Annotated in this window: 16 protein-coding genes and 1 riboswitch; of the genes, 6 read left to right on the top strand and 10 right to left on the bottom strand. The window is 64.6% G+C overall.

Annotation, left to right across the window (positions count from 1 at the left end; all coding sequences use genetic code 11):
• Positions 1–166: 166 nt before the first annotated feature.
• Entirely contained in the window at positions 167–2,560 is a 2,394-nt protein-coding gene (locus tag EJ074_RS20055; protein ID WP_176478329.1) for a caspase family protein, read from the top strand.
• A 70-nt stretch (positions 2,561–2,630) separates the two neighbouring features.
• Here the strand turns inward: EJ074_RS20055 and EJ074_RS20050 are convergent, their stop codons facing one another.
• From EJ074_RS20050 to thiB, 4 genes are all read right to left on the bottom strand, one after another.
• Positions 2,631–4,037 (bottom strand): M48 family metalloprotease, encoded by a 1,407-nt coding sequence (locus EJ074_RS20050; protein WP_348627031.1) that lies wholly within the window; start codon positions 4,035–4,037, stop codon positions 2,631–2,633.
• Between the two features lie 217 nt (positions 4,038–4,254).
• A complete protein-coding gene (gene thiQ / locus EJ074_RS20045; protein WP_245420284.1) occupies positions 4,255–5,040 on the bottom strand; it encodes a thiamine ABC transporter ATP-binding protein in 786 nt (261 codons plus the stop codon).
• Positions 5,037–6,656, bottom strand: a complete 1,620-nt coding sequence (thiP, locus tag EJ074_RS20040; protein ID WP_245454883.1) for a thiamine/thiamine pyrophosphate ABC transporter permease — start codon at positions 6,654–6,656, stop codon at positions 5,037–5,039. The genes thiQ and thiP overlap by 4 nt, the downstream gene beginning before the upstream one ends.
• A 243-nt stretch (positions 6,657–6,899) precedes the next feature.
• Entirely contained in the window at positions 6,900–7,910 is a 1,011-nt protein-coding gene (gene thiB / locus EJ074_RS20035) for a thiamine ABC transporter substrate binding subunit (RefSeq protein WP_095804668.1), read from the bottom strand.
• A gap of 43 nt (positions 7,911–7,953) precedes the next feature.
• A riboswitch (TPP riboswitch) is annotated at positions 7,954–8,067 on the bottom strand.
• A 145-nt stretch (positions 8,068–8,212) separates the two neighbouring features.
• Between thiB and EJ074_RS20030 the strand changes: the two genes are divergently transcribed.
• The 4 genes from EJ074_RS20030 to EJ074_RS20015 all read left to right on the top strand — a co-directional run bounded on the left by EJ074_RS20030 (position 8,213) and on the right by EJ074_RS20015 (position 11,292).
• On the top strand, positions 8,213–8,860 hold the full coding sequence (locus EJ074_RS20030; RefSeq protein ID WP_129553663.1) for a thiamine diphosphokinase: 648 nt from the start codon (positions 8,213–8,215) through the stop codon (positions 8,858–8,860).
• 1 nt (position 8,861) lies between these two features.
• Positions 8,862–10,676 (top strand): ATP-binding cassette domain-containing protein, encoded by a 1,815-nt coding sequence (locus EJ074_RS20025; RefSeq protein WP_095804670.1) that lies wholly within the window; start codon positions 8,862–8,864, stop codon positions 10,674–10,676.
• Positions 10,677–10,747: 71 nt separating this feature from the next.
• Complete coding sequence (locus tag EJ074_RS20020) at positions 10,748–10,990, top strand: type II toxin-antitoxin system CcdA family antitoxin (protein ID WP_095804671.1); 243 nt, start codon at positions 10,748–10,750, stop codon at positions 10,988–10,990.
• Positions 10,990–11,292 carry a CcdB family protein gene (locus tag EJ074_RS20015; protein WP_095804672.1) on the top strand — a complete coding sequence of 101 codons (303 nt, stop codon included), beginning with the start codon at positions 10,990–10,992 and terminating at the stop codon, positions 11,290–11,292. Before EJ074_RS20020 ends, EJ074_RS20015 begins: the two co-directional genes overlap by 1 nt.
• Before the next feature lie 24 nt (positions 11,293–11,316).
• On the opposite strand, the gene EJ074_RS20010 is transcribed toward EJ074_RS20015, so the two are convergent.
• Both EJ074_RS20010 and EJ074_RS20005 read right to left on the bottom strand, forming a co-directional pair.
• Positions 11,317–13,020 (bottom strand): hypothetical protein, encoded by a 1,704-nt coding sequence (locus EJ074_RS20010; protein ID WP_129553662.1) that lies wholly within the window; start codon positions 13,018–13,020, stop codon positions 11,317–11,319.
• Between the two features lie 70 nt (positions 13,021–13,090).
• Entirely contained in the window at positions 13,091–14,389 is a 1,299-nt protein-coding gene (locus EJ074_RS20005) for an adenylosuccinate synthase (RefSeq protein WP_095804674.1), read from the bottom strand.
• A 202-nt stretch (positions 14,390–14,591) separates the two neighbouring features.
• Between EJ074_RS20005 and EJ074_RS20000 the strand changes: the two genes are divergently transcribed.
• Positions 14,592–15,482 carry a DMT family transporter gene (locus EJ074_RS20000; protein WP_095804675.1) on the top strand — a complete coding sequence of 297 codons (891 nt, stop codon included), beginning with the start codon at positions 14,592–14,594 and terminating at the stop codon, positions 15,480–15,482.
• A 58-nt stretch (positions 15,483–15,540) separates the two neighbouring features.
• Here EJ074_RS20000 and serA read toward each other — a convergent pair whose 3' ends face one another.
• The 4 genes from serA to EJ074_RS19980 form a co-directional block, all read right to left on the bottom strand.
• The gene (gene serA / locus EJ074_RS19995; RefSeq protein ID WP_095804676.1) at positions 15,541–17,139 is read right to left on the bottom strand and encodes a phosphoglycerate dehydrogenase; all 1,599 of its coding nucleotides are present in this window, start codon (positions 17,137–17,139) and stop codon (positions 15,541–15,543) included.
• Between the two features lie 71 nt (positions 17,140–17,210).
• Complete coding sequence (locus tag EJ074_RS19990) at positions 17,211–18,386, bottom strand: phosphoserine transaminase (RefSeq protein ID WP_095804677.1); 1,176 nt, start codon at positions 18,384–18,386, stop codon at positions 17,211–17,213.
• 192 nt (positions 18,387–18,578) lie between these two features.
• A complete protein-coding gene (locus EJ074_RS19985) occupies positions 18,579–19,352 on the bottom strand; it encodes an outer membrane protein (RefSeq protein ID WP_095804678.1) in 774 nt (257 codons plus the stop codon).
• A gap of 208 nt (positions 19,353–19,560) precedes the next feature.
• A complete protein-coding gene (locus EJ074_RS19980; RefSeq protein ID WP_095804679.1) occupies positions 19,561–20,376 on the bottom strand; it encodes an outer membrane protein in 816 nt (271 codons plus the stop codon).
• Between the last annotated feature and the right edge of the window lie 110 nt (positions 20,377–20,486).

Below are 20,486 nucleotides of genomic sequence, written 5' to 3'. Positions count from 1 at the left end.
ATGCGGCGACTCGCATTTGCCAATTTAAAAAATTACTAAATAAGAATATCTCGCCATCGGGGCGGATTTGTTCTTAACTATCTGCGGATTGTGAATTCTTTAACAGACCGCGCGCGCCGACTGGCCTTTCATGAAGCCGACAGACGATAGCGGGTGAGGATTTGCGATGCTGCGATGCTGCGCGTTCCTTGCAGCCTTGATCCTCGTGGGTTTCGCGACGTTCGAAGCTCGCGCCGATCGACGGGTTGCCCTTGTAATCGGCAATTCAGAATACCGAGAGATCCCTGCGCTCAAGAACCCTGACAAGGATGCTCAGGACGTGGCGAACACGTTCCGGCTGGCCGGCTTCGACGTGTTCGTCGCCAAGGACTTGACCAAGCTGCAGTTCGAACAACAGTTCCGCAATTATCTGGCCGCGGCGGACGGCGCCGATCTGGCGGTCGTCTATTATTCGGGCCATGGCTTTCAGATCGGCGGCGAGAACTTTCTTATCCCCGTCGATGCCTCCCTGAAGGATGCGGCCGATATCGAGGTCCAGGCAATCAAGCTCGACGACGTGCTGCAGCAATTGCGCTCGAAATCGAAGATCCAGGTGATCATCCTCGATGCCTGCCGCAACAATCCGTTCCCACGCAAGGACTATTGGCTGCGCGACCAGTTGATCACCGCAAGCGGCACCGGCCTGGCGCAGGTGAAAAGCTCGCAGAACACATTGATCGCCTTCGCTACCGAGCCTGGCGCTGTTGCCTTTGACGGGACCGGCAGCCTCAGCCCGTTTTCATCCGCCTTTTCCCGCCGTGCGCTGGCGCCGAACCAGGAGATACGCACCGTCATGGCCGCCGTGCGCCGCGATGTGGTGCGGGCGACCGACGGCAAGCAGGTTCCCTGGGAAAACTCCTCGCTGATCGACGACGTGGTGCTGATGCGCCGGGCGACCCGGCCCTCGCTGCCGCCGGTGCTGGAGAAGGTCGTGCCGTCGGGCGTCGGCCCGGTCGCCCTCGACTTGCCACAGCCGGTCGACGTCGACGGCGGCGCAGTTACCGTCAGCATTGAAACGCTTCCGACGCTCGGGCGCCTGACATTGGACGGCCGACCTGTCGCCGTAACCGAACCGATACAGGGCAAGGATCTGCCACGCCTGCGCATGGAGGTGGCCAAGACGATCGACGCGCAGGAACAGGTGGAAACGTTGGCCTATACCACACGTGACGAGTGGGGCGGCCAATCCCAGGGCATTCTGGTGCTGCGGATCAAGAGCGGCGGCGGCGCCGAGGGTCGGCAGATCGTGGCTTCGCAGAAGGAGCAGGTCGTGGAGCGCGGCCTCCATATCACCGGCGCGGTCAAGGTGATCGAGAACCGCGACGTCACGATTCCTGTCGGCGTTGGCCCGGTTCCATTGAAGCTGGACTTCCCGACCAAGGATCCGGCGATCAGCCTGAAGCTTGCGAGTTATCCGGCGACCGGAACATTGTCCCTGCCGGATCGCATTCTGTCGCCTCAATCGAGTCTGATGGCCAAGGAAGTCGGCGATCTTCGCTACGAGCCGCAGATCGGCTCGGCAGTTCCTGTCGAGGTCGGCTTCCAAATCCGCGCCAGCAAATCGTCCAAGCAGGCGACGATGAAGCTGTCGCCAAGCATCGACCCTTGCGATCAGGCGGCGGGCGCTCCGCTCGACCTGCAGGGCGTCGTCCCGGGCCGGTTGCCGAATGAGATCGGCGGCCAGGCGGTGGAGGCCTGCGAGGCGGCGGTGAAGGCCTACCCCGATGTCGCCCGCTTCCGCTACGAGCTCGGGCGGGCGCTGCTGGCGGCAAGCAAGGTCGACGAGGCCAGGAAGGTCATCCAAGCTGCTGCCGACAAGGGCCATGTCCGCGCCGGCTTCGAGCTCGGCTATATCGCGTCGTCCGGCACCGGGACGGCGGCGGATCCTGCGAAAGCGAACACCTTCTATTCACAAGCGTCCGACAGGGGAGATCCCTACGCCATGGCCGCTTGGGGGCGTGCCTTGTTCAATGGCCTCGGCGTCCAGCGCGATACCGGCAAGGGCTTGGACCTGCTGCTCAAGGCGGCGGCGATGGGGCATGTCGATGCCATGAACGATCTTGCGGTGATCTTCACGGAAGGCCGCAATGGCATGCCCGCCGATCCGGTTCGCGCCATGGCCTTTCTCAGAGCCGGCATCGAGCGGCAAGGCAACTTTTCGACGAGCGCTCTCGCTCCTGGCGGGCGCAACCTCCAGACGCTCGCTGTGTGCACGCCCAAGATCGTGCCGAAAATAATAACCAAGATAAAGGTGATCCGCGTACCCGCGCCAAAGCCGCCGAGAGTCGTCAGACCGGTGAAACCAGTGCAGGACGAACCCGGGCGGGCTACTTGGAGTGGCAATAATGGCGGCGACCGCCCAGGTCCCTCCGAAGGCGGCGGCAACACTGACGGCACTGACGGCGGCAGCACCGGCGGCACGGACGGCGGCACCACTGGCGGCACCGACGGCGGCACGACCGGCAGCACTGATAGCGGGACCGGCGGTGGCTTTGACACCGTCAGCGGCAGCCCCGGGTAGCAGCGGCGACGGCATGCCCGGGCCGCCGGAGCCAATCCTGGCGGAAGCGGCCGGAACGCGGAGCCGGGCTTTATCTGTCGGTGACGATCTTGACCTTGTCGCCGGCCGACACCGTGGCCCCCGGTGACATCGCGTTGAGCACCCGGAACAGATCGAGCTTACGGTCGACGCCGATCATCTGCGCGGCGAGCGAGCCCATGGTCTGGCCGGCTTGCACGGTCACCACCCGGATATGCAGCGGCTTCAGCGCCGCCTTCTCGGCCGCGCTCAGGATGCGGAACGAACCGCTGACGGAGCGCGCGACCGGCTCCAGCGCCGTGCTGGCCGAGGGTGCGGCGGTGAGCAGCCGGTAGACCTGGCCGCCGGCGCGGATCACCGCGATGTCGAATTGCCATCCTTGAGCGACGGCATGCGCCATCGCCGCTTCATTGCCATTGATCGATTCCTGGCGGACGCTTGCGTCCTCGAGGCCGGCAACCCAGCCGCTGCGGATGTAATCGGTCAATGAAACCGATTTGTCGATCGCCACGCCGTCGAAGCGGATCGCGATGTCCCCAGGCCCTGTGGCGGTCACGGCGGCGGCCGAATTGTCGATCACGAAGCCGTCCGGCACCGAAAACGACACGCCAAGGCCAGGATGCAGGAAGGTCTGGCCACGCACATAGCCCTCTTCCGGCGTGTCGCCGTAGAGCAGGCCGTCTATGCCGGCAAGAAAGGCGTCGCGGTCACGAGTGCCCACGCCCGGCGGGCCGAAATTGCGGGCAAGACGCTGCGCCAGTTCGATGCGCTGCGGCGTGTTGGGATGCGTGGCCAGGAAGTCGAGGCTGGCATCGGTGGCGCCGCTGACCGAACGGAAATCCGTATAGGCCGACATCGACTGCAGGAAACGGCCGGCGGCATAGGGGTCATAGCCCGCCTCGCCGATCGATTTGATGCCGATCGCATCGGCCTGCAGTTCCTGGTTGCGCGAGAACTGCGCCAGCTTCAGCTTGCCGCGGATCAGCGCGGCCTTGGCGGTCGGGCTGTCGCCGAGCACGTCGGAGACGACCTTGGTGGCCAGCCCCTCCTCGGCCTCGAGCTGCTGCCGCTGCAGTCCGTGATTCGCGGTGACGTGGCCCATCTCATGCGCGATGACGGCGGCGAGTTCCGAGGAATCATTGGCCAGCGCCAACAGGCCGCGCGTGACATAGAGATAGCCGCCCGGCAGCGCGAAGGCATTGACGTTGGGCGAATTGAGGATGGTGATGCGGTAGGTCTGGGTCGGGTTGGCTGACACCACGGTCAGGTTGCCGACGACCTTGGCCACCATCCGCTCGAGCTTCGGATCCGAATATTCGCCGCCATAGGTGGCCAGGATGCGCGGATGCTGCGCCTTCGCCATTTCCGCCAGCTTGGCATTGGCGACGACATTGTCGACCGTGATCGGCTTGTCGGAAGGCTGGAATCCGGATTCCTGCACATCCGGCGGCGTGAACATCTGGCAGCTCGCCAGCGCCACGGCAAAGCTGGCCAGCGCAAGGAATCGCGCCAGCGGCTTCGTCCGCACTTTCTCGATGCCGGTCGGCAGATCGGCCTCCGTTCCAAATCTCTCGGCAAATCACGGCCTATGCCGGACCAGTGTGGCCGGACCTAGCCACACTCCTCCTGACAAGGCAAGCAAACGCCGCATCGCACCCTGACGGTTTGGGCGTAAATTATGTCCGCTTCCGGGCAATATCCTGTGATCCGTTGCCCGCGCCTTCGCTCCCGATATAACGCCGGAAAGCTTCAGGTCCAGCACGATCGAAGAAATCTTCGGCCGGCCCTGTGGCTGCGACCTTACCCGCGTCGACAAAGGCCACATTCTGGCTGATTCGGCGCGCGTCTTGCGGCTGATGGGTGACGAAAAGCACCGTCATTTGCCGCTCGGCATGGATGGCGGCCACAAGATCCAGCATGTCGTCGCGCAATGCGGGGCCGAGCGACGCGAAAGGCTCGTCCAGCAGAAGCACCGGCCGGTTGCGCAACAGGACCCTCGCCAGCGCGACGCGCTGCCGCTCGCCGCCGGAAAGCTCGCGCGGCAGCCGTCTTTCCTTGCCGCCCAGGCCGACACGCGCCAGCGCCTCCGCGACTGCGGCGTGATCTCCATCTGTCAGCCGGAGCGAAGGCGAACGCCCGAGCCCGACATTGGCTTCGACCGAAAGATGGGCGAAGAGGTTGTTTTCCTGGAACACCATCGACACCGGACGAAGCGAGGGCGGCACATCCCCGACATCCACCCCGCCGATCAGAACCCTGCCCGCTCCGGGCGATTCGAAGCCGGCCACCAGATTGAGCAGCGTCGACTTGCCGGAGCCGCTCGGCCCCATGATCGCCGTGATCCTGCCGGCCTCGAACTCGGCATCAAAGCGGAAGATCGCCTCGCCATAGCTGAACGAGACGCTGTCCAGCCGCACGGCCGAGCCTTTCCCCGCCTGAATGCCGGTGGTGGCCATGGTCATGACCTTTCTTCCCGCCCCAGCCAGTCGGCGGCAACAACCAGCATCAGGCAGACGAGGCCGAGCAGCAAGGCGAGCCCCGCTGCATCGGCGGTCCGGTAGCTGCCCATGCGTGCGAACAGGAGATAGGGCAGGGTCTGCACCGAGTCGCTGCCGAACAGCGCAATCACGCCGAGATCCCCGAGCGAGAGCGCCATGGCAAAGGCAAAGCCGGTGGCCAGTGGCCGCCGGAGCGCCGGCCAGTCGATCAGGTGCAGCCGGTGCCATCCGGAAATGCCGAGCGCCAGGCAAAGCCGCTCGTGGCGTTCGCTGGCGGAATCATAGGCGGGGCGGACGGCGCGGAGGACGAACGGCATCGCCATCATTGCGTTGACGGCGACGACCATCACGGGCGCAATGGCGAAGACGTCGGTGACGCCGCGCAGCGCCAGGAACCAGCCTGCGCCGATCACGATCGGCGGCACGACCAGCACGAAGCCGGCGCCGGTGTCGGCGGCATGTTCGAGCAGGCTCATGGCGCCGCCGCGCCGCCGCAGGGCAAGCGCCCGCCGCGCCGCAACCAGCGCCAGCGAGAGCGCCACGGCAAGCAGCCCCGAAAGGAATGAGAGCCCGGCGCTGGTGAGCGTCGCGCGGCGCACCGCGTCTTCGCCCGCCAGCCGACCGAGATCCGCCTGCAGCCCCGCCAAAACGGTCGCCGCCATCGGCCCGGCGACGAACAGCAGCGCAAGCGCGATCAGGCAGGCGTTCAGCACCGTTTCGGTTTTGCCTGACGAGAGATACCGGCGCCGCGCCACCGGCAGATTGGCGTCGCCGACCGTATTGGCGCCGAGCCGCGAGAGCACGGCGATGACGAGGACGGTCAGGGCGATCTGCAGCAGCGTCAGCACCACCGCGCGGGCCGGATCGAAATCGAAGCGCAGCGCCTGGTAGATAGCGACCTCGAGTGTCGTGGCCGCCGGCCCGCCGCCCAGCGTCAGCACGATGGTGAAGGATGTGATGCACAGCATGAAGACCAGTCCGGCGACGCTCGGCAATGCCGCGCGCAATGCCGGCCACTCGATCAGCCGCAAGGCCGGCCAGCCCCCCATGCCAAGCTGGCTTGCCAGCCGCCACTGGTCGGGCGCTATGGTGCCCAGCGCTTCGAGGAACAGCCGCGTCGCCAAAGGCAGGTTGAAGAACACATGCGCGACAAGAATGCCGGACAGGCCGTAAATGCCCGGCCATTCCTGGCCGCCGAGCTTGCCCAGGACGCCGGCGAAATAGCCGGCGCGTCCATAGAGCGCCAATATGCCGAGCGCCGCGACGATGGCCGGCAGCGCCAGCGGCACGGTGAACAGCCTGAGCATCATATTTCGGCCGGGAAAGCGCGGGTGCGTGGACAGCGCCCGCGCGACCAGAAGCGCCGGTGCGACTGACAGCAGCGTCGACAGCAGCGCCTGCCACAGCGTGAAGCGGGCGACGCGGAAGAGATAGCCATCGAAGGCAGCGAATGCGCCGGACGGATCGTGGATGCCTTCGAAGATGAGGCCGGCGAAGGCGCCGCCGATGAGCAAGGCGATTGCCGCGAGGGCCAGGACGCCGGCGACGACGCGGGCCTCAGAGCGCGCGGCGGACTGCACGCTGCACCATGTGGGCAGGGCTGGCTGGCGAATGCCGCGATCCTTCGCGCCCCCCTCTGTCCTGCCGGACATCTCCCCCTCCAGGGGGGAGATTGGAAGTTCGGGCGCCCCGCCCGGTCCCGCAACGTTTAAGATTGGCGAAATCGCCGATGACAGCCAATCTCCCCCCTCGTGGGGGAGATGTCCGGTAGGACAGAGGGGGGCGCCGTAGAACACTCATCTCAGAAGGCTAGCCAAGACCAGCTACTTGCTCATCACCGCAAGCCACTCGTCCACCCAGGCCTTGCGGTTGGCTGCCACTTCCTCGGGGCTGAACAGCAAAGTCTTGGTCGGCTTGACCAGCTTGTCGAAGGCCGGGTTGAGCGGCTTGTCGGTCTTGCCGGCCGGGAACATCCAGTTGGTCTCAGGGATGATGTCCTGGAATTTCGACCCGGTCATGAAGGCGATGAACTTCTCCGCGAGCGGATTCTTCGCGCCCGTGGTCGTGATGCCCGCAACCTCGATCTGCAGGTATTCGCCCTCTTCGAACGAGGCAGCCTGGTAACGCTCGGTGTTCTCGGCAACCATGTGGTAGGCGGGCGAGGTGGTGTAGGACAGCACCATCGGCGCCTCGCCCTTGGTGAACAGGCCGTAGGCTTCGCTCCAGCCCGGCGTGACGGTGAGCACCTTGGTCTTGAGCTTGGCCCAGGCTTCCGGCGCCTTGTCGCCATAGACCGACTTCACCCACAAAAGCAGGCCGAGGCCCGGCGTCGAGGTGCGCGGATCCTGGATGACGATCTTGTCGGTGGCGCTACCCTCGACGAGTTCCTTCAGGCTCTTCGGCGGGCTCTTCAGCTTTTCGGTGTCATAGACCACGGCGAAATAGCCGTAGTCGAAGGGCACGAAAGTGTCGTCCTTCCAGCCGCCGGGCACATTCGCATCGGCTACGGCGCCGTGCGGCGCGAACAGACCGCTCGCCTTCGCCTCTGCCGTCAGGTTGGTGTCGAGACCGAGCACGACATCGGCCTTGGTGCCGGCGCCTTCGAGCTTGACGCGGTTGAGCAAGGCCACGCCGTCGGCGACCGAGACGAACTCGAGATCGCAGCCGCATTCGGCCTCGAATTCCTTCTTCACCGCCGGGCCGGGGCCCCACTCGGCGGTGAAGCTCTCATAAGTATAGATGGTGAGCTTGTCTTTCGCCTCGGCAGCGCCGACGCCTGTCAGCAGCGAAACAAGACCTGTTGCGAAAATAAGCCGGGACAGCAGTGAGCGCATCGGCGCCTCCTTCGTTGGTGTGACAAGGAATTGAGGCGCCGGATGGTCCGAAACGTCTAATCCCTCCGCCGGTACAAACCGGATCAGGTTCAGCGGGTTGGCTTGTCTGCCTCTCAGCCGGCCGCGAAAACAGCGTCCGGCACCCCGTTAGAGCGGCTGCAGACATAGGCCCGGCCGAAACGGCGCGCAAGCGGAAGTTTGCCGGGCCTCCAATGCATCACGGTTCATTCTAAAACGAGCGCCGTTCCGTTTGGATGCGCCCGGCTTCCGTTTCGCGGGCCGGGCTGGTAAGGGCGACACCCATGGGCACATTCACCATCCTGCTTGGCGGCGAGCTTGTCCGCACGCCGCGGCTCGAGCGCCAGATCGAAGGCTCGCGCCTTATCGCCGCCGACGCCGGCATCGGCCATGCCCGCATGCTCGGCCTCGTGCCGGAGCTCTGGGTCGGCGATTTCGATTCGGTGCCGGCGGACCTGCCGGACGACCTGGCCGCCGTGCCGCGAAAGATCTTTCCGACCGAAAAAGACATGACGGACGGCGAACTCGCCATCGCCGAGGCCCTCCAGCGCGGCGCCACCAGCCTGGTGCTGGCCGGCGCCTTCGGCGGCAAGCGGGCCGACCATGCCTTTTTGCATCTGGCGCTTGCGCTTCGACTGGCGGACGCGGGCACGGACCTGCTGCTGACCAGCGGCGCGCAGGAAGGCGTGCCAATCCTGCCCGGCAAAGCAGCCGGTTTCGACTATGCCGACGGCACTCTGTTCTCGGTGCTCGGCTTTTCCGATCTCGCCGGCCTGACGGTCACCGGCGCCAAATGGCCGCTGGATCGCGTCGAGGTGGCGTTCGGCTCCTCGCTCACCATATCAAACGAGGTCAGGGGGCGGCTCGGCATTGCGCTCGAACGTGGCCGGGCTCTGCTTCTCGCCCACCCCTATCCTCTTCCCGAAAGCTGACATGGCGCCGCCTCTCCTCAATCTCGACGGCATCGTCCTGACCTTCGGCGGCGCGCCGCTGCTCGGCGGCGCGGCGCTCAGCGCTTCCGCCGGCGAGAAGATCGCGCTGGTCGGCCGCAACGGCTCGGGCAAGTCGACCTTGCTCAAGATCGCCGCCGGGCTGATCGAGCCGCAGGACGGCGAGGTGTTCCGCCAGCCCTCGGCGACCGTTCGCTACCTGCCGCAGATGCCCGACATGGATGGCTTCGCCAGCGTGCGCGCCTATGTCGAGGCGGGCCTCGGGCCGGCCGACGACCCGCACCGCGCCACCTATCTCATGGAGCATCTCGGCCTCACCGGAGAGGAGCGGCCGAACGACCTTTCCGGCGGCGAGGCCCGCCGCGCGGCACTCGCCCGCGCGATGGCGCCCGAGCCCGACATCCTGCTGCTCGACGAGCCGACCAACCATCTCGACCTGTCGGTCATCGAATGGCTGGAGGAGGAGCTCGCCCGCACCTCCTCGGCGGTGATCCTGATCTCGCACGACCGCCGCTTTCTCGAGCGCGTCTCGCGCGCCACCGTCTGGCTCGACCGCGGCCAAACACGCCGGCTGGACAAGGGGTTCGCGCATTTCGAGGAGTGGCGCGACCAGGTGCTGGAAGAGGAGGAGCGCGAGCAGCACAAGCTCGGCCGGCAGATCGTGCGCGAGGAGCATTGGCTGCGCTATGGCGTGACGGCCAGGCGCAAGCGCAACATGCGCCGCCTCGGTGAGCTTCAAGCCATGCGCCAGCGCTTCCGAAGCCACCGCGGCGCCGAAGGCACCGCGACCATGGTGGCCAGCGACGCCGCAGAATCCGGCAAGCTGGTGATCGAGGCAAAGGGCATCGACAAGAGCTTCGGTGACCTGACCGTCGTCAAGGGCTTCTCGACCCGCATCCAGCGCGGCGACCGCGTCGGTCTGGTCGGCCCCAACGGCGCCGGCAAGACGACGCTGTTGAAGATGCTGACCGGCGAGCTTCCACCCGACGCCGGCAGCGTGCGGCTCGGCGTCAATTTGGAGATCGCCACGCTCGACCAGAAGCGCGAGGCGGTCGATCCGCAGGAGACGCTGGCGCACTACCTGACCGATGGCCGCGGCGAGAACTTGCTTGTCAATGGCGAGCAGCGTCACGTCGTTTCCTACATGAAGGATTTCCTTTTCAAGCCGGAGCAGGCGCGCACGCCGGTGCGCGAGCTCTCGGGCGGCGAGCGGGCGCGGCTGCTGCTTGCCCGCGTGCTGGCAAGGCCGGCCAACCTCCTGGTGCTCGACGAGCCGACCAACGATCTCGACATGGAGACGCTGGAGTTGCTGCAGGAGCTGGTCGCCGGCTTTGCCGGAACGGTGATCCTGGTCAGCCACGACCGCGATTTCCTCGACCGCACGGTGACCAGCGTCATCGCTCCGGACGGCGGCGGGCGCTGGATCGAATATGCCGGCGGCTACTCCGACATGCTGACGCAGCGCGGCGGCTCAAGACTGGAGGAGCGCAGGACGAGGCCGAAGGTTGAAGCAAGCGAAGCGACAGCCAAGGCCGAACAGGCCAACGCGAAAAGCCCGGCCAAGAAACTCTCCTTCAAGCAGAAGTTCGCGCTGGAGTCCCTGCCGAAGAAGATCGAGGCGGTGACCGCGTCGATCTCGAGGCTGGAGAACAACATCGCCGACCCGTCCTTCTACGAGCGCGACCCCGCCTCGTTCCAGAAGACCATCGCCGCCCTCGACAAGGAGCGCACGACGCTGGCGGCGCTCGAGGAGGAATGGCTGGAGTTGGAGATGCTGCGCGAGGAGATGGAGGGGTAGGCGCCGAACAGTCTGCTCGTTGTTTTAGCGAGGAAAAGCGCATATGGTATACGCATGTTGCGGAGGCCATTATGCGCAAGATTGCTGCAAACGCGGTCCGTCAGCCTGCAAATCTGTCGATCGATTCACAGCTCATGAAGGAAGCGAAAGGTCTCAATGTAAACGTGTCCCGTGCCGCCGAGGCCGGGATCGCGGAAGCCGTGGCCGCCGAGAAGACGCGTCTCTGGAAGCTTGAGAACCGCGACACGATGGACTCCTGGAATGACTATGTCGAAAGGCATGGCATTCCGCTTGAGGAACATCGGCAGTTCTGATGGCGCGCTATGACGTCTTCGCCTCCAGCGGCTCCGAAGGCGTCTACCTTCTGGACGTCCAATCCGACTTGCTCGATCATTTCAAGACGCGGGTCGTTGTCCCGCTTCTGCCTATGGCTTCGGCCCCGCCCCCGATGCGCAAGCTCCATCCCGTCTTCGAGATCAACGGACGCAAAGTGGTGATGGCGACGCAGTTGATCGCAACGGTCTCGACGACGGAATTGGGCGAAAGCCGGCTTAACCTGACACGACACCACGACGAGATCGTCGCTGCGCTGGATATGCTGTTTCAAGGCTTCTGAACGTCGGGGCCGCCACCCGTTTTCTCACCCCGACGTCTTCGTCGCCCAGGCCTTCAGCGCCTCATCAAACACTTTCTCGCCCGGAATGCCCTTTTCCATCGTGAGCAACGCCCGTCGTCCGGTCTTGTAGACCACCGGCACGTCGATCCAGGCCTGGCCCCTGAGCAGCGTCAAATTGGCGTCCTCATCGGCCTTGGTGTCGTTGAGCGCCACGAGGAAGAACCCGTCGGCGATCTTGGCCGGGATGCCGATCAGCGGGCTGCCGGCATCCTGTTCCGAGCTCTTCATGGCGATGCGCAGGATGTTGTCGACACCGCCGCCGTCAAATCCTTCCGGTGTCAGGAAGATCATCTCGATGATATGGCTGGCCGGCAGCGTCTGGTCGGTGTTGCGCCGGATCGTCATGCGCAGCTGGATGTCCTTGCCCGGGATCGTCGCCTCGGCGCGGATCGCCGGCTCCGGCGGCAGGTCGCCGCCCGGCGATTCCTGCACCAGCGACCAGACGATGCTGCCGGGCTCAGCCGTGCCCTGCTGCGTGCTGGTTCGTTCCTCGTAGAAGATCGCCTTCTGCCCAACAGGCACGGTCGCTTCGGCCGTCGCGGGCGTAGGCGCAGCGCCGGCAGCGGGTGGCGTCGGGGCGGCCGCCGGCGGTGTGGTCCCGGCGGCGGGCGGCGCGGTCCCGGCGGCCGTCGCAGGTGGATTGGCGGCATCGGCGGACGGCGCCGGTGTTCCGGCAGGCGGTGCCCCCGGCGCTGGCGCCGCCGGAGCAGCGCCGGATGCAGCCGGCGGAATGGTCGGCGCCGGCGTGACGGTCGGCGGCGTGGTCAGCGCAGCGACGGATTCGCCTTCGCCGATCGTGGCCTGTCCGCCGGCGGGGCCAGGATCGGTCTCCTTGCCTTCCGGGGTCAGGCGTTGGGTGAACTTGGCTGTTTCGGCCGGTTCATTGGCACCGGCCGCATTGGTGCCCGCGGCCGGCGGGGCAGCCGCCGTCTCGGAAGCCGGTTTTGCCGGAGCCGGCTTGACCAGCGGCTCGGTCGCGACGGTCTTGCTCTCTCCAGCCAGGCCGAACAGCGAGCCGAACGCAGCCTTGTTCAGCCAGATGCCGTAGCCGCCGCCAGCCAGAACCAGAAGCGCGACGACGGCGGCGGTCAACCCGCCATAGCTGCGCCTGCGCGCTGGCGGGCGCACCCGCTGGAAGCTCTCGGCCGCCGGCTGTTCGTCATTGGCGAAGACGTCGCTGCCATCGTCGGCTTCGGCCGGTGCCGTTGCGGCATGACCGATGTCGTCGTCGCGCGGCGACGGCATCGGCGGCGGGGGCCAGCTGGGTTCAGGCTTCTTCGTCGCACTTTGCCACGCCGGTTCCGCTTTTGCGGGCGCCGGTGCCGGTTTGGGGGGCACGGGCCTGGCCGGCTCCGGTTTGGCCAGCGGCTGCCGGACATGGCTCGGCTGGTTCTTGTTGCGGTCGATCGACGAGAAAATATGCTCCAGCTCCGCCAGCGGATCTTCTGCCGGGGCCGGCTTGGCATATTCCCGCTCGACGCTGGAAATGGCCTCTTCCAGCGAACGCTTCTGCTTGGCTATGACATCGGCCGTGAGCGGCGGGGAATAATCCGCAAGCTTCTTCGCCAGTGCCGCACGAGCATTCTCGTACGTCCGCTTGCGCAGCTCGGACGACGGTTCGCCGTGCTTCTCAAGCGACTTTTTCAGAACACTAACGAAATCCGCCATGCGTCAGTTGACCTGCATTCTTTCCCCGGGCGACCGCAAATCAGTCGCAGCGCCGGGAAGGGCTGTGAAACTAGTCTTGAAACGGGTCGGTCACAAGTATCGTGTCGTCCCGTTCCGGGCTGGTGGAAAGCAGCGCCACCGGGGCACCGATCAGCTCCTCGATGTAGCGGACATACTTGACCGCTTGCGCCGGCAGGTCGTTCCAGCTCCTTGCGCCGGCCGTGGTTCCCTTCCAGCCTTCGAGCGTTTCGTAGACCGGCTCGACGCGCGCCTGGGCGCCCTGGCTGGCCGGCAGATAGTCGATAAGCTCGCCGTCGAGCTTGTAGCCGGTGCAGACCTTGATCTCGTCCAGGCCGTCGAGCACGTCGAGCTTGGTCAGCGCGATGCCCTTGATGCCGTTGACGGCGACGGCCTGGCGCACCAGCACCGCGTCGAACCAGCCGCAGCGGCGCTTGCGGCCGGTGACGACGCCGAATTCGTGGCCGCGCGTGCCGAGGAATTCGCCGACCTCGTTCTGCTGTTCGGTCGGGAACGGCCCTTCGCCGACGCGCGTCGTATAGGCCTTGGTGATGCCCAGCACATAGCCGACCGCGCCCGGGCCCGTGCCCGAGCCGGCGGCGGCCTGGCCGGCGACGGTATTGGACGAGGTGACGAAGGGATAGGTGCCGTGGTCGATGTCGAGCAGCGTGCCTTGCGCACCCTCGAACAGAATGCGCTCGCCCGCGCGCCGTTTGTCGTCGAGCACCTTCCAGACACGGTCCATGTAAGGCAGGATATCGCCGGCGACCGAAGTCAGCTCCTGCATGATCGCCTCATGCGTCGCCTCGGCATGGCCAAGCCCGCGGCGCAGCGCATTGTGGTGCGTCAGCAGCCTGTCGACCTTCAGGGGAAGCGTTTCCAAATCCGCCAAATCCATCACCCGCACGGCGCGCCGGCCCACCTTGTCTTCGTAGGCGGGGCCGATGCCGCGGCGGGTCGTGCCAATCTTGGTTCCGGAATTGGAAGCGGCGTCTTCGCGGAATCCGTCCAGCTCCCGGTGCAGCGACAGGATAAGCGCGGTGTTTTCGGCTATTTTCAGGCGTTCGGGCGTCACGTCAACGCCTTGCGCCTTGAGCTTCGCCACTTCGGCGACGAAGGCATGCGGATCGAACACCACGCCATTGCCGATGATAGACAGCTTGCCTTGCCGCACCACGCCGGACGGCAGAAGCGACAGCTTGTAGACCTTGCCGTCGACGACCAACGTGTGGCCGGCATTATGGCCGCCCTGGAAGCGCACGACCACGTCGGCCCGCTCCGACAGCCAGTCGACGATCTTGCCCTTTCCCTCGTCGCCCCATTGCGAGCCGACGACCACCACATTGGCCATGTTCTTTTCCCTTGAGATGCCGCCCTGGCGGCTTGAAACGACAGGCCTCTATAGCCTCATGTGCACGCCGATGCGACCCTTTCTTTGCCGCGCGGGAACAGTCCGAGGCACAACCGATTCCGGCTTTCGCATCATTTACTTGGGTCGGCTTGCGCAATAGGCCGGCCCGCAGGTCGAACCATCCTTCACTTCGGAATCAGCGATGCATCGGAACGCCTACCTGTTCCTTTTCCTCACCACCCTGCTATGGGGCGGCAATTCCGTGGCCGGCAAGCTGGCTGTCGGCCACGTCTCGCCCATGACGCTGGTGTTCCTGCGCTGGGTGATGGCGGTGATGATCCTGCTGCCCATCGGCTGGCGGGCGTTGCGCGAGGACTGGCCGCAGGTGCGCCGGCATTGGCTGTTGCTCGCCGGCCTCGGCGCCTGCGGCTTCACATTCTTCAATGTCATCTTCTACACGGCGTTGAACTACACCACCGCCATCAATGTCTCGATCGAGCAGGCCGCCATACCGATCGTCATCATCATTGCCAATTTCGCGCTGTTCCGGCTGCGTGTGCGCCACTTGCAGATCGTCGGCGTCGCGCTGACCATCATGGGTGTCGCACTCACCGCGAGCCACGGCGATCTGGCCCAGTTGCTGAAGCTCGGTCTCAACTATGGCGACGCGATCATGCTGGTCGCGGTGCTCTGCTACAGCCTCTATTCGGTGGGTTTGCGCTTGAAGCCGGCGATCCGCTGGCAAAGCCTGATACTGGCCTTGTCTTTAGCCGCGCTTTTGACCTCGCTGCCCTTCTTTGTCTGGGAGGTCGCGGCGGGACGTGTCATCGTCCCGGACGCGCGCGGATGGGCGATCGCGGCCTACACCGCGCTCGGTGCCTCTGTGGTCTCGCAGATCTTCTACATCAGGGGCAATGAACTGATCGGCGCCAACCGGGCCGGGCTGTTCATCAACCTTGTGCCGATCTTCGGCACGCTGCTCTCGGTGCTCATCGTCGGCGAGAAATTCCAGCTCTATCAAGGTCTTGCGCTTGTGCTGGTGCTCGGCGGCATTGCCCTCGCCGAATACAGCGGCCGAAAGGCTGCCCTGTAGAGCGGCACCAAAATGCCCCGCTTGCCGAAGCGATGCGGGGCATTCCCAATGGCGTGTCTCAATCGCCTACGTCGAACCGCAGCCGCTTGGCCGAATCGATCGACTTGTGCGCCCGCAGCTGATCCAGGACCTTCTCCGGGAAGGGCGCGTCGAGATAGAGCAACGCAATGGCGTCACCGCCGGGCCGGTTGCGCCCGAGCTGGAAGTTGGCGATGTTGACGCCGTTCTCGCCGCAGACGGTGCCGAGCAGGCCGATGATGCCGGGCACGTCGGCATTGGTGGTGTAGAGCATGTGCTGTCCGACTTCGGCGTCGAGGTTGATGCCCTTGATCTGGATGAAGCGCGGCTTGCCGTCCGAGAAGCAGGTGCCGGCGATCGAACGCGTCCTGTGCTCGGTCTTGACCGTCAGCTTGATATAGCCGTCGAACACGCCCGACTTGTCGCGCTTCACCTCGGCGACGATGATGCCGCGTTCCTTCACCAAGATCGGCGCCGACACCATGTTGACGTCCGAGACCTGCGGCCGGATCAGGCCGGCAAGCGTGGCGCTGATCAGCGCCCGCGTGTTCATCGACGCTGTCGAGCCGTCGAAGAGGATCTCGACCTCCTTGATCGGATCCTCGGTGACCTGGCCGACGAAGGCGCCGAGCACTTCGGCAAGCTTGACGAAGGGCTTCAGCCTCGGCGCTTCCTCGGCGGTGATCGAAGGCATGTTGATGGCGTTGGAGACGGCGCCCTTGATCAGATAGTCCGACATCTGCTCGGCGACCTGCAGCGCGACATTCTCTTGTGCCTCGGCGGTGGAGGCGCCGAGATGCGGCGTCGCCACGACATTCTCCAGGCCGAACAATTCATTGTTCTCCGCCGGCTCGGTCTCGAACACGTCGATGCCGGCGCCGGCCACCTTGCCGCTCTTCAGCGCCGCCACCAGGTCGGCCTCGACGATCAGCCCGCCGCGGGCGCAATTGATGATGCGCACGCCGGACTTCATCTTGGCGATCGCGGCCGCATTGATGATGTTGCGCGTCTTGTCGGTCAGCGGCGTGTGCAGCGTGATGAAATCGGCGCGGGCGAAGAGCTCGTCGAGCTCGACCTTCTCGACGCCGAGCTCTTCGGCGCGACTGTCCGACAGGAACGGGTCGAAGGCGATGACATGCATCTTCAGGCCGACTCCGCGTGTCGCGACGATCGAGCCGATATTGCCGCAGCCGACGACACCCAACGTCTTGCCGGTGATCTCGATGCCCATGAAGCGGTTCTTTTCCCACTTGCCGGCATGCGTCGAGGCGTTGGCCTCCGGGATCTGGCGCGCCAGCGCGAAGATCATGGCAACCGCGTGCTCGGCAGTGGTGATCGAATTGCCGAAGGGCGTGTTCATCACGATGATGCCCTTGCGGCTGGCGGCGGGGATATCGACATTGTCGACCCCGATGCCGGCGCGGCCGACGACCTTCAGCTTCGGGGCGGCATTGATCAGCTTCTCGGTGACCTTGGTCGCCGAGCGAATGGCGAGGCCGTCATACTGGCCGATCACCTCGAGCAGCTTTTCCTTGTCCTTGCCGAGATCGGGCAGATAGTCGACGTCGACGCCGCGATCCTTGAATATCTGCACGGCTGTGGGAGAAAGTTTATCGGAAACGAGAACGCGGGGCGCCATGGCGACCTCCTTCGAAAATGGGATTTGATCCGTTTGGGGATCGGCGGCTCGCGGGCCGCCGCGAATGGATTTCAGGCCGCTGCTTTCAGCGACGCCTTCTGCGTGGCAAAGGCCCAGTCGAGCCAGGGCAGCAGCGCTTCGAGGTCGGACGTCTCGACCGTGGCCCCGCACCAGATGCGCAGCCCCGGAGGCGCATCGCGATAGGCGCCGATGTCGTAGGCCACAGCCTCCTTGTCGAGCACCGAGACGATGGCTTTGGCGAAGGCCGCCTGGCCGTCGGCATCGAGCACCGCCACGTCCGCATCTCTGAAGGAGAGGCACACGGACGTGTTCGAGCGCGTCGCTGGGTCGATCGCCAAGTGGCCGAGCCACGGCGATTGCGCCACGAACCGGTCGAGCACCGCGGCATTGGCATCGGCGCGGGCGATCAGCGCGTCCAGGCCGCCGATCGACTTCGCCCAGTTGAGCGCATCGAGATAGTCCTCGACGCACAGCATCGACGGCGTGTTGATGGTCTCGCCCTTGAAGATGCCCTCGATCAGCTTGCCGCCGGAGGTCAGCCGGAAGATCTTCGGCAGCGGCCAGGCCGGCTTGTAGGTCTCCAACCGCTCGACGGCGCGTGGGCTGAGGATCAGCATGCCGTGCGCGCCCTCGCCGCCCAGCACCTTCTGCCAGGAGAAGGTGACGACATCGAGCTTTTCGAAATCGAGCCTTTGCGCGAACGCCGCCGACGTCGCGTCGCAGATGGTCAGCCCCTTGCGCCCAGCCGGAATGAAATCGCCGTTCGGCACGCGCACGCCCGAGGTGGTGCCGTTCCAGGTGAAGACCACGTCGCGATCGAAATCGATCTGCGCCAGATCAGGCAACGCACCATAGTCGGCCTCGAACCTGCGCACGTCGGCGAGCTTGAGCTGCTTGACGACATCGGTCACCCAGCCGGAACCGAAGCTTTCCCAGGCGACCATGTCGACGCCGCGCGCGCCGAGCAGCGACCACAGCGCCATTTCGACCGCGCCGGTGTCCGACGCCGGCACGATGCCGATGCGATAGTCGGCCGGCACCTGCAGGATCTCGCGCGTCAGCTCGATCGCCTGCTCGAGCTTGCTCTTGCCGATCTTGGCACGATGGGAACGTCCGAGCGCGGCAGCCTTCAGCGCCTCGACCGACCAGCCGGGGCGTTTTGCGCAGGGACCTGAGGAAAAATTGGGATTTGCCGGACGGAGTCCGGGCTTGGTAAGCGTCGTCATCGTGGTCTATCCTTCCAGATAGTGGCCCCTCGTTGGGGAGGGGTGGCCCACGGACGGCGATATGCTGTCAGCCTTCCGGCGTCAAGAGCAAAGTTTTTGTCGCTGGCGGGATATTCGTCAGGTTTTTCACTACACGGCGAAACGACGGCGGATCAGTGGATCCGCCGTTTCGCGTTTCAGGAGTTGCGCTGCTCACCAGAGGTCGTAGCGAAGACCCAGCTTGACCTGGTTGTTGCTGATCCCCTTGTGGATGGAATAGGAATTCAGACTGTCGGCCGTGGCGTACTCGGCATCAGGCGCCGAGAAATACTGATATCCGAGGTCAATCACTACATTCTTCGTTACCTGGTAGGCAAAACCTGCATTCAAAGTATATGCCAGGGAATATTTCGTCTTGTTGTCACTTACGACAAAGTCATCGGTAGGGTCCAAGTTGTCGGTAAAATAGCTAGCCGAAAGGCTATATTTGCTTCGAACGATGCCGACACCGGCGCCGACATAGGGCGTGACCCCAACATAGGTGCCAAGATCGACATAGCCGTTGAGTATGCCGGAGATGGCATTGTTCTTGAGGGTCGCGGAAGCCACGGTCGCCGTTGCCGGCGGTATCACAGTCGTTGAATCATCGTAGCTGACACTGACCTCGTTGCCCGGCAGATAGCCGAGGTTGAGATCGGCGCGCAGATAGTCGTTGAAGTGGTAGCCAAAGCCGATGCTTGCAAAGATCGGATCTTCACTCTCGCTGAAGCTGGTGGGGGTGGAGCTGAAATTCTGGTCCTTGAAGCTCTTGTCTACCAGGTAGGAGACATCACCGCGCAGGTACCAGCCGGAGCCCACCTCGACCGGCTGATAGTCCGGCGCCTGGTCGACATAGATCGGCGGGTCGTAGTCGGCCGACAGCGCCTGCGTCGCCGGCGTCAGCACGATTGCGGCGAGCACCAGTGCAATACGCGATTTTGATATCATGGTCCCCGGCTCCTGAAGGTGGCGCCAGTCGCGAACGCGAGCACAGCTGCCGTTTCCAGGATGCATTGTTAACCATAGTGGTTAAGTGCCGGTTAAGGATAACAGTCAGTTACCGAATTGATTTCGATCGACTTTTGCCCAACGCTTGACAAAGGAAAACCGCCCGGCGGATCGCCGGGCGGTTCGCAATGCCTCGAAAAATGGACGCCTACTTGGTATAGATGGGCTCAGGTTCGGGCTGATAGGCCACGACCGGCGCGGCACACCCATTGTTGCCGCCGAATTGATAGCGCAGGCCGCCGCGCACCTCGTGCGTATCGATGCCATGGTCGAAACCTGGCCCGGAGCTGCTCGTATCGAACTCAAACATGCGGCCTCCCTGGATATGGGAGAAGCGATAGCCCGCATCCAAGATCAATTTGTCGGTCAAGCAGTAGGAAGCGCCGGCCATAAGAGCGTATGCGAAACGCCAGCTGGATACGCCGGGGTTGAACTCGGTGGTGTTCGGGTCCCTGACGTCGTCCCATTTGACACGCGCGCCGCCGATGCCGGCGCCGACGTAAGGCGTGATCCCATGATAGGTGCCGAGATCGACATATGCATTGGCGAGCAGGAGGAAGGCGCTCATTTTTGAGACCTCGGTCGACGTCGTGACGAGGTCGGAGGTCTGGCCGTTGAAGTCTGACTTGAACCAGTAATCGGCAGTCAGATCGGTGCGGAAGTAGTCGTTGACCTTGTAGCCGACGCCGGCGCCCAGCGAGAATCCACCCTTGAGGTCGCCGAAATCGAAATCGTTGGTGCCGGGCGGGGGGCCGTATGTAATGTAGTCGATGCTATCCAGATCCGACTGGTGGTAGTCGATGTCGCCGCGGATATACCAGCCGCCGACATCCGCCGGCTGCGCCTCGACGACAGGCGGCGGTGCCTGCTCGACCATCGGCTCCACCATATCGGCCGCGAAGACCGGTCCGGCTGCCCCTGCGAACAGCGCGGCAAACGCCGCCATTCTTGCTGTATTGAACATGACTGTCACCCCTAAGAAGCCTCGGGACGACGCCCGAAGATGGTTGCCTCGGGTGGATAATGAATTGCAAAGGTTAAAGGCCGTTTAACCGTACCGATTAACCACGAATC

Source organism: Mesorhizobium sp. M3A.F.Ca.ET.080.04.2.1 (assembly GCF_003952525.1).
Classification (GTDB): Bacteria; Pseudomonadota; Alphaproteobacteria; order Rhizobiales; family Rhizobiaceae; genus Mesorhizobium.
Note: the sequence above shows the minus strand (reverse complement) of the source record. Positions and strands in the feature narration are given on the sequence as shown.

What these genes read in the sequence shown, in the direction of transcription:
- EJ074_RS20055 (WP_176478329.1), top strand. Translation starts at nt 167, where the DNA reads ATGCTGCGATGCTGCGCGTTCCTTGCAGCCTTGATCCTCGTGGGTTTC.
- EJ074_RS20050 (WP_348627031.1), bottom strand. Translation starts at nt 4,037, where the DNA reads ATGTTCACGCCGCCGGATGTGCAGGAATCCGGATTCCAGCCTTCCGAC.
- thiQ (WP_245420284.1), bottom strand. Translation starts at nt 5,040, where the DNA reads ATGACCATGGCCACCACCGGCATTCAGGCGGGGAAAGGCTCGGCCGTG.
- thiB (WP_095804668.1), bottom strand. Translation starts at nt 7,910, where the DNA reads ATGCGCTCACTGCTGTCCCGGCTTATTTTCGCAACAGGTCTTGTTTCG.
- EJ074_RS20030 (WP_129553663.1), top strand. Translation starts at nt 8,213, where the DNA reads ATGGGCACATTCACCATCCTGCTTGGCGGCGAGCTTGTCCGCACGCCG.
- EJ074_RS20025 (WP_095804670.1), top strand. Translation starts at nt 8,862, where the DNA reads ATGGCGCCGCCTCTCCTCAATCTCGACGGCATCGTCCTGACCTTCGGC.
- EJ074_RS20020 (WP_095804671.1), top strand. Translation starts at nt 10,748, where the DNA reads ATGCGCAAGATTGCTGCAAACGCGGTCCGTCAGCCTGCAAATCTGTCG.
- EJ074_RS20015 (WP_095804672.1), top strand. Translation starts at nt 10,990, where the DNA reads ATGGCGCGCTATGACGTCTTCGCCTCCAGCGGCTCCGAAGGCGTCTAC.
- EJ074_RS20010 (WP_129553662.1), bottom strand. Translation starts at nt 13,020, where the DNA reads ATGGCGGATTTCGTTAGTGTTCTGAAAAAGTCGCTTGAGAAGCACGGC.
- EJ074_RS20005 (WP_095804674.1), bottom strand. Translation starts at nt 14,389, where the DNA reads ATGGCCAATGTGGTGGTCGTCGGCTCGCAATGGGGCGACGAGGGAAAG.
- EJ074_RS20000 (WP_095804675.1), top strand. Translation starts at nt 14,592, where the DNA reads ATGCATCGGAACGCCTACCTGTTCCTTTTCCTCACCACCCTGCTATGG.
- serA (WP_095804676.1), bottom strand. Translation starts at nt 17,139, where the DNA reads ATGGCGCCCCGCGTTCTCGTTTCCGATAAACTTTCTCCCACAGCCGTG.
- EJ074_RS19990 (WP_095804677.1), bottom strand. Translation starts at nt 18,386, where the DNA reads ATGACGACGCTTACCAAGCCCGGACTCCGTCCGGCAAATCCCAATTTT.
- EJ074_RS19985 (WP_095804678.1), bottom strand. Translation starts at nt 19,352, where the DNA reads ATGATATCAAAATCGCGTATTGCACTGGTGCTCGCCGCAATCGTGCTG.
- EJ074_RS19980 (WP_095804679.1), bottom strand. Translation starts at nt 20,376, where the DNA reads ATGTTCAATACAGCAAGAATGGCGGCGTTTGCCGCGCTGTTCGCAGGG.